This window comes from Allobosea sp. P1_A7 (genome assembly GCF_056406775.1).
In genome coordinates this window covers 1-12,880 of record NZ_JBFTZN010000161.1, presented here as the reverse complement: position 1 = coordinate 12,880, position 12,880 = coordinate 1, and the positions used below count along the sequence as shown (strand labels likewise).

Sequence of the window (12,880 nt, the reverse complement as noted above, 5' to 3'; positions counted from 1 at the left end):
GAACAGCTTCAGCGCGACCTTGTCAGATCCCGCCTCTAACCTGCTCAGGGAGGTGCGGCTGATCCCTGCTTCCTCGGCGACTTGCTCGGGACTTAGTCCCAAGCCAACGCGGGCCGCTTTCAGGAACCGTCCGGAAGTAAGCATTCCATTGAAAAAGCACAGGAAGATAGTGAAATCCAGCTTGTCAACAATTTGCCCAATGAGGCGTAAATTGACCTAATAAGACAAATATTTGTCATTCCATATGGATCTCGCGCTTTCCCGTTGATAGGCTCCTCCCGAATCGGCCGCAGCAAGGATTCGAAAGGAAGTGGGAATGGAGACTTTCCTCATTGCCGGCTCGAGTGCGTATTCGGGTAGGACGACCGCCAGCCTCCTGCTAGCTCTTGGATTGAGCCAGCTCGGGTTGGATACGCTTCACATCCAGGTCACGGCGAGCGATGAGCAGCCAATGCTCCAAGGAGAGGCGGCCGCCCCCTTTGGGGCGACATGGTTCGCAGCCAATAAGCGCGCTCCGAGCTTGGCAGAAATCAAGGTGTGCGTAGGCCAAGCCCCGAGAACCGAGGCGATAGTCGTTGACCTTCCGGCGTCCACATTTGACCGAGGATGGATCGCCGATCCCGCAGTTCGAATGCTGCTGCCCATGTCGACGAGTTCCGCTGATGTTGAGCAGGTTGCTCGGGATTTCCACCAGATTGCTGGCGTGCCCGCACAACCGGGTCTCGCGTTGCCATGGATTTTGCCGGTGGGCTGGCCATCGGCAATGCGTCAGTTGGACTACGATCCAATCCTTGGTCGCGTCACGCGACGTCTCCGGCTTCCGGCGCCAACGAGCGACCGTGTGATCCAACCAGGTGGCATTCCGTGGTTCGATTTCAGGTCAGAGCCGCTCATCGTAGAGGGTCGAATTGCGTTGTCATCGCTTCGAGCGATGGCGGCGGAGGTGATCGCTCATGCCGTGCTCAAGACAACGGGCAGCTCTCTGTTGGAGTTCCCGCACGATGYGTTCTAGCGGGAGCGCGTAGGCCGTGCCGCCATCGGGCAAAAGATGCAAGCCGCTGACTGCCAGCCGAAAGCTCGCGGCATCGCGATCCTTCACCAGCCTCGTGAGCAAGATCATCGGCTGGCTCGGATCCACGCGCGATCAGCGGCGAATGCCGACCGCCCGCCCTGTCACGATCGGCTCAGGGAGAGCTACAGCGGACTCGGCAGAGCGATTGCCCCAATCGGCTGCGAGCCGCGTCGGGATCGCTCGACATCGCGAGAGGTCCGATACAGCCCGGCTTCAAGAGGAGTTCCCCATGGATCGGAGGCACATTGCGCTCCGGGAGCGGTTTCCAGTCACCAAGAAGGTGGGTCGTTTCCTGGCCTACTGCACCGTCATCCGGGACTGTCGGAGTTACCCGCAACTGCGTCGTGGTGAGGCAGTGGCGCTGGTCTTGGTCATGCCGGTTGACGCCGACGTGGATGACTACAGACAGGCTGTTCATTTCGCATCTTTGCCAGTCGCTCGCCCCGTTCGTTACGACACGGATTCGGGCGCGAAGGTCGTCGTGGCCGCCGAGTATTGGAGCAAGGGTACGAAGGATTCGACTGGTGTCGGTCTCCTGAAAGAGGACCGCTTTGTCGTCCTGGCCACGGACATTGCCGAGGTGCCGGCCATGGTACTCGCAGCCGTCGACGGCATCGTTGAACTCGCGGCGTCAGAGCCTCGCCATTTCGTGGGCGCGGGCGAAATCTGTCTTCACCAAGGGGTGAGCACGCAGCAGGCACAAGAACTTGCGTCGATGCCTCTTGCATTGATCAGCGCAATGCTCCGACGCGGGCGACCCGTTTCCCAATCGCTTGGCTCCATGCGGAAGGCGATTGCAAAGGCGCCGCCGGTCGGGAAGCGCCAGCTCCTCATCGAGAACTTGCATGGCCTTGGAGAGGCGGGCGGTTGGGCACGAGAACTTGCCATCGACCTCAAGGACTGGCGCGAGGGCAGGATTGGCTGGGCCGATGTCGACAAGGGTATCCTCGTCAGCGGGCCGACGGGAACGGGCAAGACGACCTTCGTGAAGGCGCTTGCCGCCACCTGCGACGTCCATCTCGTTCTTGGCTCGCTCGCGCGCTGGCAGGCCCGCGGTCACCTTGGCGAACTGCTTAAGGCCATGGGGGCGGCTTTCGACGAGGCACGTCGCAAGGCTCCTTCCATCATTTTCATCGATGAAATTGATGCAGTCGGGGATCGGGAGAAGTTCGCCGACCACAACGCCCAGTACTGCACGGAAGTCGTCGCAGCCTTGCTCGAATGCATCGACGGCGCCGAGCAACGAGAAGGGGTGATTGTGGTCGGTGCGTGCAACCACCCGCATCGGCTCGACGCCGCTCTCGTTCGACCGGGACGCTTGGATCGCCATGTCCGAATGCCTCTCCCTGACGGTCCCGCTCGAGAAGGCATCATTCGCTGGCATCTTGAGAATGCGCTTCGGACCGAGAACCTGTCTGCGATCGTCGCCCGGACAGAGGGCTGGAGTGGAGCTGCATTGGAGCAACTCGTTCGCGAAGCCCGTCGGTTGGCTCGCCGGGCGCGGAGAGCCATCTCGATCACTGACCTCCTGACGTCGCTTCCGCCCACAATTGCGATCCCAGAAAAGATGATGCGCCGCGCGGCGATCCACGAGGCCGGCCATGCCACTGTCGCGGTCGTGCTGGAGAGGCCTTTTGAGTTCGTGGAGATCCGCGACACGGCCGAGCTGCACTCGGGGTACCAAGCATTGGGCGGCGTCCAAATCACCAGGAATAGCGTTGCCGAAATCACGACCAAAGCGCTGCTTGACGAGATCTGTTTCCTGCTGGGGGGCATTGCTGCGGAGGAGGTCATACTGGGTAGTCGGTCGGTTGGCGGCGGCGGAACTCGTGGCAGTGATCTCCATCTGGCGACCCTAGTGGCGCTGCGGCTCGAAGCGTCCTACGGGCTTGGAGTAGGGTTGGCCTTTTTGGCGGGGGACGGGGAGGCGGAGCTGCTTCGATTGCTCCATACGTCGCAAACCGTTCGGGAGCGGGTCGAGAACATTCTGGATGAGCAAATGGCGAGGGCGCGCTCGCTCGTAGAGATCCACMGGGCCGCACTGGACCGCACGACGGAGAAGCTTCTTGAAACGAAGCGCCTCACCGGCGTCGATGCAGTGAAGTTGTTCGCAGGCGTCGGAACGCGGCCGGAGAGCGGTCGAGAACTTGTTGCTACCAGCACGGCCCAGTGAGGATCCAATGAATGAGCAGTTCGTTCAACGAGTTCGCCTTGCCGCCCATGTGGCGAAGAACCCTGAAGCCTCCTTGCTTGACTTGCTCGCCGAACTTTCCGGGACATCGCCTGGGTCGGGCAACGCACCCGAGTTACTCAATCAAGACGTCAGACAGGGCGCTCAAGGCACCTCCAGCGTCTCAAGCCGTGACGGGAAGCAGATGATTATGATCTCAATCGGGGAGCTAGCCGAGCTGCTTCAGGCCGTCGTGACGCCGCCGTCATTTGCTGAGGCGCTGATTGCAGAAGGCTTCACGCCGGCGTCGGGGCCAGCGCCAAGCCTTCGGCGTGGAAATAGGCGCTATCCCCTAAAGCGATGTCGCCCAGACAGGCATGAATCCCCAAGCTCGATTTTCGCGATCGACTTTTGATTTCGTTACAATCAGCGGCTGCACCGCCGTGTAAGGGTTCGAAGAATAGGAAAATTCATTCCTACCAGGCTTCGATCATCTCGGAATGCTGTTTCTCTTCAGCGGCCACTTCGGGGTTCGAGCTGTGCTCGGCCAGATACTTCTCGGCTTCAAGCGCCGCCATGCAGCCCATGCCTGCCGCGAGCACCGCCTGACGATAAGTGGGGTCCGCAACGTCGCCGGCCGCGAGGACACCTCTTTGACTGGTCTTGGTAGACCATGGCGCGATCTTAATGTAGCCGGTCTCGTCCATATCGATCTGGCCGCGAAAGAGCGCGGTCGCAGGGTCGTGACCAATCGCGACAAAAACGCCGTGGGTCGCAACGTCTTTAAGCTCGCCAGTCTTGGTATTCCGGAGCCGGACCCCCGTGACGGACTTTAGAGGCTCGGTGGTACCAAGAATCTCGTCAACGGCGTGGTCCCAGATGATCTCGACCTTCGGGTTCGCGAATAGCCGCTCCTGAAGAATTTTCTCCGCACGGAAACTGTCGCGGCGGTGGACTACAGTGACCTTGCTGGCATGGTTGGTTAGGTAGAGAGCTTCCTCGACCGCGGTGTTGCCGCCGCCGACCACCACGACTTCCTTGCCTCTGTAGAAGAAACCGTCGCACGTCGCGCAAGCTGAAACTCCGTGCCCGCCAAACGCCTTCTCGGAATCCAAGCCAAGCCAGCGTGCCTGAGCACCAGTCGCAATGATGACGGTGTCCGCGAGATACGTGTCGCCCGAGTCACCGACCGCCTTTTTAGGGTTTGCTGCTAGATCGACCGACACGATCAGATCGTAGACCAATTGCGTGCCGACGTTCTCTGCCTGCTGACGCATCTGCTCCATGAGGTCGGGACCCTGAACCGCGTGCGCGAAGCCCGGGTAATTCTCGACGTCAGTGGTGATGGTTAGCTGACCACCTGGCGTCATGCCGGTCACGAGCATCKGCTTAAGGCTCGCACGCGCCGCATAGATCGCTGCGGTGTATCCCGCCGGACCGGCTCCGATGATCAGAACCTTGGTGTGGTGGACCTTCGACATGGGGAAATCCGTTCGGAGTATGATGCTGAATCAGGCGGCCAAGCGAGTAGGACTGGCGGTATTGTAACTCGCTACAACGCTTTGATTATAAAAGCAGAGTATCTCGCTCGGGGGCGTTTCTCGATCGCCAAAGCCCTGGAAGGCCTGCTCCGAGGGGATACCCAGCCACTTCGCCTGGGCGCCGGTGGCCACGATCAGAGCATCGCAGCTATAGGTGGCGCCGCCATCACCCCAGAGCCGGAACGGGCGCTGTGACAGATCGACCTTCGAGATATGGTCGGAAACCATCTTGGTGCCCATGTGTTCGGCCTGGGCGCGCATTTGCTCCATCAGCCACGGCCCCTGAACCACGTCGGCAAAACCCGGATAGTTCTCGACATCGGTGGTGATCATCAGCTGGCCGCCAGGCTGGAAGCCCGAGATCATCACCGGTTCAAGCAGCGCGCGGGCCGCATAGATCGCGGCGGTATAGCCGGCGGGGCCCGAGCCGATGATCATTACGCGGGCATGGGTATGAGCCATGGTTTCGGTCCTTTTCGCGCAGCGTGGCGCTGCGTCCTCGTTCCGTCAGATACGGTCTCGTGCGGCGGACGCAAGCCCAGGCCCGCTCATGCTCACGCGAGGCCGAGTTCGGMGCGGTGCCGCAACCAGGCCTGTCGCACCGCTTCCGCGATGACGCCGGTGGAGTCTATGGGGTCATAGCGGGTGCCATCAAGCCGTCCCTCGAAATGATGCACAACGCCTTGCCGCTTCAGCGCCTCGAGGAAGCGAGCGAATTTGCTGTGGCCGCCATGCGGCTCGAAGACGAGGAGGGGCGCGCCGGTGGCTGCAGCCTCGCCGACGATATTGGTCGAGTCGGCGGTGACGACCACGGTATCGGCATTGGCGAGCAGCGGCACATAGGGATTGGCGCCCGTGCCATCCCACCACCAGCCGCCATGGCGCGCGAAGACCTCGGCAATGGCCTTGTCGAGCGCATCCGGCGTACGTCGAGAGCGCGAGCCCATCAGCGCCACGCCCGAGCCCGCGAGCGCATCGAGTGCGTCCGCGAAACGGACGATGTCATCGGGCTGGAAGCTATGATGCCGGCTGTCGCCGCCGACCATGACCGCAGCGCGCGGTCGGGGCAGGGCGGCGATGGCCGGCGGCGGGCTCTGCCTGGCCTGAGCGAGCTGGCCCGGGGAAAGCCGGTGCGGCGATGTCACGGTGACGAGCACGTTTGGGCCACGCAGGCGATCATGCTCGGAGACCCAGATCAGATCGGCTGCTCCGGCTCCGATCCTCGGATCCTTGAGAAAGACGGTGAAGGTCCTGCCCTTCGAGGCCTTCTTGACCGCACGCAAATAGGCGGCGGCACGCCGGCCCGAAGCGACGACGATATCGGGGAAAGGCGGGCGGATCGGGCTTTGAGGTCTGTGGGAGGCCTCGCGAGGATCAATCGGCCCGCGCGGCATCAGCCAGCTCCAGGGGCGACCGGGGGCGATGTGCCGGATCTCTGGGGTGATGCCGAGCCGTTCGGCGACGCCAAGGCACTGTATCTCGTCGCCAGCCTTGCCGTCGGTGAGGACCCAGATCGTCGGGATCGGTTCAACTGGCAAGAGCAGGCTCCGCGGCAGTGGTTGGGATGCCTTGTATCGCGTGGGAGCTGCGTCTACACCAGCGCGACTTTGCTCTGGGGATCTGTGTGCGTTCCAAACTCGACGAAATCGATCTGCGTATCCTGCGCGAATTACAGGCCGACGGGCGCATGACCAATGTCGAGTTGGCGAGCCGGGTCGGCATCTCGCCGCCGCCCTGCCTCCGGCGTGTCCGGGCACTCGAGGAAGCGGGGTTGATCACCGGCTATCGGGCGCAACTCGATGAGCGCAAGCTCGGGATCGAGGTCGTCTGCTTTGCCTTCGTGCATCTCGCCAGCCAGGCCGAGGCCGATCTCGCGATATTCCAGGAGCGCATCCGCAAGTGGGGTGCCGTGCGCGAATGCTGGACGCTCTCGGGCGACATCGATTTCATCCTGAAATGCGTGGCGCCTGACTTGAAGGCCTTTCAGGACTTCGTCGGAGAGCTGACTGCGCTGCCGAATGTCCGCAATGTGCGCACGGCGCTGGCGCTCGACCGCGTCAAGGACGAGCCGATCGTACCGTTCGGCTAGAGCATGCTGCGAAAAAGCGGCAACGGTTTTTCGCATCAAGCATGCTGTAAACTATGAGAAACGATCATGTTTTCTGCGTTTGGACGATTTCGTCCAAACGCAGCGTGATCTAGCGGGGGCCGGATGCAGATCGCGATCCGCAAGGCGGGCATCGAGCACCTGCCGTCCATCCTGGCGCTCTATGCGCAATTGAATCGCGATGACCCGCGTCCGAATGCCGAAATGGCAGCCGAGACCTGGCATAGGATCCTGGGCAGCGACCTGATCACGGTTCACATCGCCGAATTGGGCGGAGCTGCCATCGCAAGTTGCGTGATCGTGGTCGTGCCGAATCTCACCAGGAACCTCAGCCCCTTTGCCCTGATCGAGAATGTTGTCGCGGACGCGCGGTTTCGAGGCCAGGGGCTTGGAAAGCGGGTCATCGGCGCCGCTGTCGAGCAGGCCTGGACGGCGGGATGCTACAAGGTCATGCTGCAGACGGGGCGAAAGGACGAAGCGGTGCTCGGTTTCTACGAGGCCTGCGGGTTCTCGCGCAGCAAGACCGCCTTCGAGATCAGGCGGCCCGCGGCTCATCCGCCGATATAGCGTCTGATCCAGGCGGCGTTGGTCCGGACCAAGGCCGCGAGCCGGCGCTTGTCGAAGCCGGGCTCGAACCAGGCGCCTCCGGATGAGGCTGATGAAGACGAAACGATCGGGTAGCTTGCGATAACCCGTCCGTCGGCAGCGATCAGCCGGGCTTCGGATTCCATTCCGTCCACAGTGCCGCCGGTTTCCTCCGCGTCGCCGCCCGAATAGCTCGGCATGTTGATGCGAAGCACCGAGACGACAAGTGTCGAGCCCGCGCGGCCGCTGCCGGCAAGTTCGCGTTCCAGCTCTGCCTTCACAAGGGCGGCGTTGGGACCCCAGCCCTGTTGAACAAGGTGGGAAACATCGACGCGCACGCCGCCTGCGGCCGCCTGGACCGGGACAGCGAACGACGCAGAGGCAGTGCCGCCGAGTGCGGCGGCCAATACGGCGCGACGATTCAGCATGGCTCTCTCCTGTCGGACAAAGACATCGTATTGCGTTCCGCGGGGGCGCAACTGAAGCAATGGACTACGCCGCCACCGAGTGCGGCGCCATAGGCGACAACGGCAATCCCGGCCTTGTGAACGGGATCAGCCGGCGACGTAACGCCGGATCCAGGCGACGTTGTTCTGGATCAGGCTGACGATGCGGCGCTGATCGATATCCTGGAGATACCAGGGACCGGAATTGCTGGCGGAAATGGTCGAGAGCACCGGATAGGACGCAAGCACGCGATTGCCTGCGCCGATAAGGACCGCCTCACTGTCGAGATTGTCGTTGTTCTGGCCGCCGCCACCGCCCCAACGGCCGCCGCCATTGCCAGCGTAACTCGTCAGGTAAATGCCGCGGACCTTGACGACGAGAACCGGCCCGCCGCGTTGGATGGCGCCGGCAAAGGCGGTCCGAAGTTCCCGTTCCATGCCGGCTTTGATCGTGCCGGCATTGGGCCCCCAGCCTTGCTCGACGAGGCGGGAGACATCGACATGGATGCCGCCGATCGGACCTTGCGCCTGGGCAAGCGCCGATGTGGCTCCAAGCGGCGACGACGCGAGCGCCGTGGCCGCCAATGATGACATGAGAAACGCGCGACGGGTGGTCATGACTGTATCTCCCGATGCCAATGCATCACCGACGAGATAATCGTCCGGGGGCATCAATTCTATGCCCCCGGAAGCCTCAGCGGAAGCTGACGCTCACGACTTCGTAGGACTTGCCGCCGCCCGGCGTATTGACCTGCACGGAATCGCCGACCTTCTTGCCGATCAGGGCGCGCGCGATCGGCGAGCCGATCGAGACCTTGCCGGAACGGACGTCGGATTCCGGCTCGCCGACGATCTGATAGATCTTGGCTTCCTCGGTGTCGTCGTCGATCAGATGGACGGTCGCGCCGAATTTGATCGTGTCGCCGCCGAGCTTGGTGACATCGATGATGTCCGCCCGCCCAATCAGCGATTCCAGCTCCAGGATCCGACCCTCATTGAGGGACTGTGCCTCCTTGGCCGCATGATACTCGGCATTCTCGGAGAGATCGCCAAGTGCGCGCGCTTCCGAGATCGCAGCGATGATGCGTTGACGTTCGACCTGCTGGCGTTGCTTCAGCTCGACCTCGAGGGCGGCAAATCCGCCCACCGTCATAGGAACCTTATCCATCTTCTCGTCCCAATTCCGAAAGCCAGAACCCGCCGGCCGCGTCCCCCGCGGCCTGCGTTCAGCTTCCGATCGTTTTCAGAACTGCTTCGGCCGCGCGGCCGTTCAGGCGGCGCGGACGAAGTAGGATTGCAGCGATCGTACTTCGAGATCGCCGCTGCAATAGGCCTTGATGCCCTCGGCAGCCGCGATCGCTCCGGCCAAGGTGGTATAATAGGGCACCTTGTGCAAGAGGGCCGTGCGGCGCAGCGAGCGTGAATCCGCGAGTGCCTGTGGGCCGTCCGTCGTGTTGAAGACGAGCTGGATCTCGCCGTTCTTGATCGCGTCGACGACGTGCGGCCGGCCTTCCAGAACCTTGTTGATCTTGGCGGCCGGAATGCCTTCCTCCTGCAGCAGGCGCAGCGTTCCACCGGTGGCAAGGATGCGGAAGCCGAGATCGGACAGGATGCGCATCGAGGGCACGATGCGCGGCTTGTCCGCGTCGCGCACCGAGACGAACACAGTCCCCTTGATCGGCACCTTGGAGCCTGCACCGAGCTGGCTCTTGGCGAAGGCGATGTCGAAGGAGCGGTCGAGGCCGATGACCTCGCCGGTCGAGCGCATTTCCGGACCGAGCAGCACGTCGACGCCGGGGAAGCGCGCGAAGGGGAAGACCGCTTCCTTGACGCCGACATGGGTCAGAGCAGCGGGCTTCAGTCCGAAGCTCGCGAGGCTCTCGCCGGCCATGATGCGCGCTGCGATCTTGGCGATCGGTTCGCCGATGACCTTGGCGACGAAGGGCACCGTGCGCGAGGCGCGCGGGTTGACCTCGAGGACATAGATGACGCCATCCTTGATGGCGTATTGCACGTTCATCAGTCCGCCGACGTCGAGCGCCAGCGCCATGGCCTTGGTCTGGCGCTCGAGCTCCGCGATGGTCGCCAGCGAGAGCGAACGGGGCGGAAGCGAGCAGGCCGAATCGCCCGAGTGGATACCTGCCTCCTCGATATGCTCCATGATGCCGGCGATGAAGGCGTCCTTGCCGTCGCTGAGGCAGTCGACATCGACCTCGATCGCGTCCGAGAGGTAGCGGTCGAACAGAAGCGGGTTCTTGCCGAGCACCGTGTTGATCTGGCCGGTCTTGTCGTTCGGGTATTTCGCCTTCACCTCGGACGGGATCAGGCTCGGAAGCGTGCCGAGCAGGTAGTCCTCGAACTGTGGCTCGTCGCGGATGATCGCCATCGCACGGCCGCCGAGCACATAGGACGGACGCACGACGAAGGGCAGGCCGAGCTCGGCCGCGATCATGCGCGCCTGTTCGACGGAATAGGCGATGCCGTTCTTGGGCTGCTTCAGATGCAGCTTGTCGAGCAGGCGCTTGAAGCGGTCGCGGTCCTCGGCGAGGTCGATCATGTCGGGCGAGGTGCCCAGGATCGGGATGCCGGCCTCTTCGAGCGCATTCGCCAGCTTCAACGGGGTCTGGCCGCCGAACTGGACGATGACGCCATGCAGCGTGCCGCTACGCTTCTCGGTCTCGAGGATCTCGAGCACGTCCTCGGCCGTCAACGGCTCGAAATAGAGCCGGTCGGAGGTGTCGTAGTCGGTCGAAACCGTCTCCGGGTTGCAGTTGACCATGATGGTCTCATAGCCGGCATCGCGCAGCGCGTAGCAGGCATGGCAGCAGCAATAGTCGAACTCGATGCCCTGGCCGATGCGGTTCGGGCCGCCGCCGAGGATCACCACCTTCTTGCGGTCGGACGGGTTGGCCTCGTCAGCCGGCATGCCGGCGAAGGGCATGGCATAGGTCGAGTACATATAGGCGGTCGGCGAGGCGAACTCGGCGGCGCAGGTGTCGATCCGCTTGAAGACCGGCCGCACTTCGAGTGCATGCCGGCGCTGGGTCACCTCGGCCTCGGTCAGGTTCGCGAGCGCAGCGAGGCGCTTGTCCGAGAAGCCCATCGCCTTGATCTGGCGGAAGGCGCCGGGCGTCGTCGGCAGGCCGTGCTTGCGCACCTTGTCCTCGGTCTCGACCAGTCCACGCATCTGCTCGAGGAACCAGGGATCGATCTTGCAGCTTTCGTGGATCTGCTCGTCGGTGAAGCCGAAGCGCATCGCCTGGGCCACCTGCAGCAGGCGGTCGGGTGTCGGCGAGGAGAGGGCGGCCTTGATCGCGTTCTTGTCGTCGCCCTGGCCCAGACCCTCGATCTCGATCTCATCGAGGCCGTCGAGTCCGGTCTCCAGCGAGCGCAGCGCCTTCTGCAGCGATTCCTGGAAGGTGCGGCCGATCGCCATCGCTTCGCCGACCGACTTCATCGCGGTCGTCAGGGTCGGCTCGGCGCCGGGGAATTTCTCGAAGGCGAAACGCGGGATCTTGGTGACGACATAGTCGATCGTCGGCTCGAACGAGGCCGGGGTCGCGCCGCCGGTGATGTCGTTCTCGATTTCGTCGAGCGTGTAACCGACGGCAAGGCGCGCGGCGACCTTGGCGATCGGGAAGCCGGTGGCCTTCGATGCCAGCGCCGAGGAGCGCGAGACGCGCGGGTTCATCTCGATGACGATCATCCGGCCAGTGGCAGGATCGACCGCGAACTGCACGTTCGAGCCACCGGTCTCGACGCCGATCTCGCGCAGCACCGCCAGCGAGGCGTCGCGCATGATCTGATATTCCTTGTCGGTCAGCGTGAGCGCCGGGGCGATGGTGATCGAATCACCGGTATGGACGCCCATCGGATCGATGTTCTCGATCGAGCAGACGATGATGCAGTTGTCCGCCTTGTCGCGGACGACCTCCATCTCGTACTCCTTCCAGCCGAGCACGCTCTCTTCGATCAGCACTTCGCTGGTCGGCGAAGCGTCCATGCCGCGCTCGCAGATCTCGATGAATTCGCCCTTGTTGTAGGCGATGCCGCCGCCTGTTCCGCCCATGGTGAAGGAGGGGCGGATGATTGCCGGCAGACCGATGTCGTCAAGCGCCTCGAGGGCCTGGCCGAGCGTCCTGACATGGTGCGAGCGCGGTGTATCGAGGCCGATCTTGGTCATCGCCTCGCGAAACAGCTCGCGGTCTTCGGCCTTGTCGATGGCTTCGGCGGTGGCGCCGATCATCTCGATATCGAATTTCTCGAGCACGCCCATCTTCTTGAGCGAAAGCGCGCAGTTCAGCGCCGTCTGGCCGCCCATGGTCGGCAGCAGCGCAAAACCGCCGGGCAGCACGTTGCGCTCCTTCTCGATGATCTTGGCGACGATCTCGGGCGTGATCGGCTCGACATAGGTGGCATCCGCGAGGTCCGGATCCGTCATGATCGTGGCCGGATTCGAATTGACCAGGACGATGCGGTAGCCCTCGGCCTTCAGTGTCTTGCAGGCTTGGGTTCCGGAATAGTCGAACTCGCAGGCCTGGCCGATGATGATCGGGCCGGCGCCGATGATGAGGATCGTCTTGATGTCTGTGCGCTTGGGCATGGGTCCGGCCAGTGCTTTTGCGGGCGCGCGCCGGACGGATCCCCGTCCGCGAGGGAAGGGGAGTCAGCGAGCGCCTGAATGAATGCTAGGCGCTCGCTATAGAGGGAGGTTGCCGCGGAAGGAAGGGAAAAGCGCGCTTACCCCTCTTCAACGCACAGACGTCGCTACGGGGGCCCTGCCGATTTCCAGTTCGCGACGCGCGGTCCGGCGTCGCCGGATGGAGATCCAAAGCAGGGTAAGTGCACCGATCTCGCACATCGCGCCGACGAAACCGAGTTGCCATGAGGCGCCGTGGCGCAGGGTCTGCTGGCCCAATGCCGAGCCGGCGGCGATGCCGATATAGAGCGCCGATGCAT

The 12,880-nt window shown here is 63.0% G+C and carries 12 protein-coding genes and 2 pseudogenes; 5 read left to right on the top strand and 9 right to left on the bottom strand.

Annotation, left to right across the window (positions count from 1 at the left end; translation table 11 throughout):
• A partial coding sequence (locus tag AC1D34_RS24175; protein ID WP_476825554.1) for a helix-turn-helix transcriptional regulator occupies positions 1–144 on the bottom strand: 144 nt, incomplete at its 3' end.
• Positions 145–316: 172 nt separating this feature from the next.
• Here AC1D34_RS24175 and AC1D34_RS24170 point away from each other — a divergent pair.
• The 3 genes from AC1D34_RS24170 to AC1D34_RS24160 all read left to right on the top strand — a co-directional run bounded on the left by AC1D34_RS24170 (position 317) and on the right by AC1D34_RS24160 (position 3,657).
• A complete protein-coding gene (locus AC1D34_RS24170; RefSeq protein ID WP_476825553.1) occupies positions 317–1,012 on the top strand; it encodes a hypothetical protein in 696 nt (231 codons plus the stop codon).
• Between the two features lie 289 nt (positions 1,013–1,301).
• Positions 1,302–3,245 (top strand): AAA family ATPase, encoded by a 1,944-nt coding sequence (locus tag AC1D34_RS24165; RefSeq protein WP_476825552.1) that lies wholly within the window; start codon positions 1,302–1,304, stop codon positions 3,243–3,245.
• Positions 3,246–3,252: 7 nt separating this feature from the next.
• Positions 3,253–3,657: a hypothetical protein gene (locus tag AC1D34_RS24160; protein ID WP_476825551.1), complete on the top strand. Its 405-nt coding sequence runs from the start codon at positions 3,253–3,255 to the stop codon at positions 3,655–3,657.
• Positions 3,658–3,718: 61 nt separating this feature from the next.
• On the opposite strand, the gene trxB is transcribed toward AC1D34_RS24160, so the two are convergent.
• The 3 genes and pseudogenes from trxB to AC1D34_RS24145 all read right to left on the bottom strand — a co-directional run bounded on the left by trxB (position 3,719) and on the right by AC1D34_RS24145 (position 6,321).
• Positions 3,719–4,723 carry a thioredoxin-disulfide reductase gene (gene trxB, locus AC1D34_RS24155; protein ID WP_476825550.1) on the bottom strand — a complete coding sequence of 335 codons (1,005 nt, stop codon included), beginning with the start codon at positions 4,721–4,723 and terminating at the stop codon, positions 3,719–3,721.
• Between the two features lie 126 nt (positions 4,724–4,849).
• Positions 4,850–5,245: pseudogene (locus AC1D34_RS24150) on the bottom strand (FAD-dependent oxidoreductase); the annotation flags it as partial.
• Between the two features lie 92 nt (positions 5,246–5,337).
• On the bottom strand, positions 5,338–6,321 hold the full coding sequence (locus AC1D34_RS24145) for a mitochondrial fission ELM1 family protein (protein WP_476825549.1): 984 nt from the start codon (positions 6,319–6,321) through the stop codon (positions 5,338–5,340).
• A gap of 86 nt (positions 6,322–6,407) precedes the next feature.
• On the opposite strand from AC1D34_RS24145, the gene AC1D34_RS24140 reads away from it, so the two are divergent.
• Both AC1D34_RS24140 and AC1D34_RS24135 read left to right on the top strand, forming a co-directional pair.
• A complete protein-coding gene (locus tag AC1D34_RS24140; protein ID WP_441489413.1) occupies positions 6,408–6,872 on the top strand; it encodes an Lrp/AsnC family transcriptional regulator in 465 nt (154 codons plus the stop codon).
• Between the two features lie 123 nt (positions 6,873–6,995).
• Positions 6,996–7,457, top strand: coding sequence for a GNAT family N-acetyltransferase (locus AC1D34_RS24135; RefSeq protein WP_476825548.1), 462 nt, complete (start codon positions 6,996–6,998; stop codon positions 7,455–7,457).
• Here AC1D34_RS24135 and AC1D34_RS24130 read toward each other — a convergent pair.
• From AC1D34_RS24130 to AC1D34_RS24110, 5 genes and pseudogenes are all read right to left on the bottom strand, one after another.
• Complete coding sequence (locus AC1D34_RS24130) at positions 7,442–7,903, bottom strand: hypothetical protein (RefSeq protein ID WP_476825547.1); 462 nt, start codon at positions 7,901–7,903, stop codon at positions 7,442–7,444. The two genes, AC1D34_RS24135 and AC1D34_RS24130, sit on opposite strands and share 16 nt — an antisense overlap.
• Positions 7,904–8,029: 126 nt before the next feature.
• Positions 8,030–8,539 (bottom strand): hypothetical protein, encoded by a 510-nt coding sequence (locus tag AC1D34_RS24125; RefSeq protein WP_476825546.1) that lies wholly within the window; start codon positions 8,537–8,539, stop codon positions 8,030–8,032.
• 76 nt (positions 8,540–8,615) lie between these two features.
• On the bottom strand, positions 8,616–9,089 hold the full coding sequence (gene greA / locus AC1D34_RS24120) for a transcription elongation factor GreA (RefSeq protein WP_113513985.1): 474 nt from the start codon (positions 9,087–9,089) through the stop codon (positions 8,616–8,618).
• 102 nt (positions 9,090–9,191) lie between these two features.
• Positions 9,192–12,524 carry a carbamoyl-phosphate synthase large subunit gene (carB, locus tag AC1D34_RS24115; RefSeq protein WP_476825545.1) on the bottom strand — a complete coding sequence of 1,111 codons (3,333 nt, stop codon included), beginning with the start codon at positions 12,522–12,524 and terminating at the stop codon, positions 9,192–9,194.
• A gap of 147 nt (positions 12,525–12,671) precedes the next feature.
• A pseudogene (locus AC1D34_RS24110) lies at positions 12,672–12,880 on the bottom strand (hypothetical protein); the annotation flags it as partial.

What these genes read in the sequence shown, in the direction of transcription:
- AC1D34_RS24160 (WP_476825551.1), top strand. Translation starts at nt 3,253, where the DNA reads ATGAATGAGCAGTTCGTTCAACGAGTTCGCCTTGCCGCCCATGTGGCG.
- greA (WP_113513985.1), bottom strand. Translation starts at nt 9,089, where the DNA reads ATGGATAAGGTTCCTATGACGGTGGGCGGATTTGCCGCCCTCGAGGTC.
- AC1D34_RS24135 (WP_476825548.1), top strand. Translation starts at nt 6,996, where the DNA reads ATGCAGATCGCGATCCGCAAGGCGGGCATCGAGCACCTGCCGTCCATC.
- carB (WP_476825545.1), bottom strand. Translation starts at nt 12,524, where the DNA reads ATGCCCAAGCGCACAGACATCAAGACGATCCTCATCATCGGCGCCGGC.
- AC1D34_RS24130 (WP_476825547.1), bottom strand. Translation starts at nt 7,903, where the DNA reads ATGCTGAATCGTCGCGCCGTATTGGCCGCCGCACTCGGCGGCACTGCC.
- AC1D34_RS24125 (WP_476825546.1), bottom strand. Translation starts at nt 8,539, where the DNA reads ATGACCACCCGTCGCGCGTTTCTCATGTCATCATTGGCGGCCACGGCG.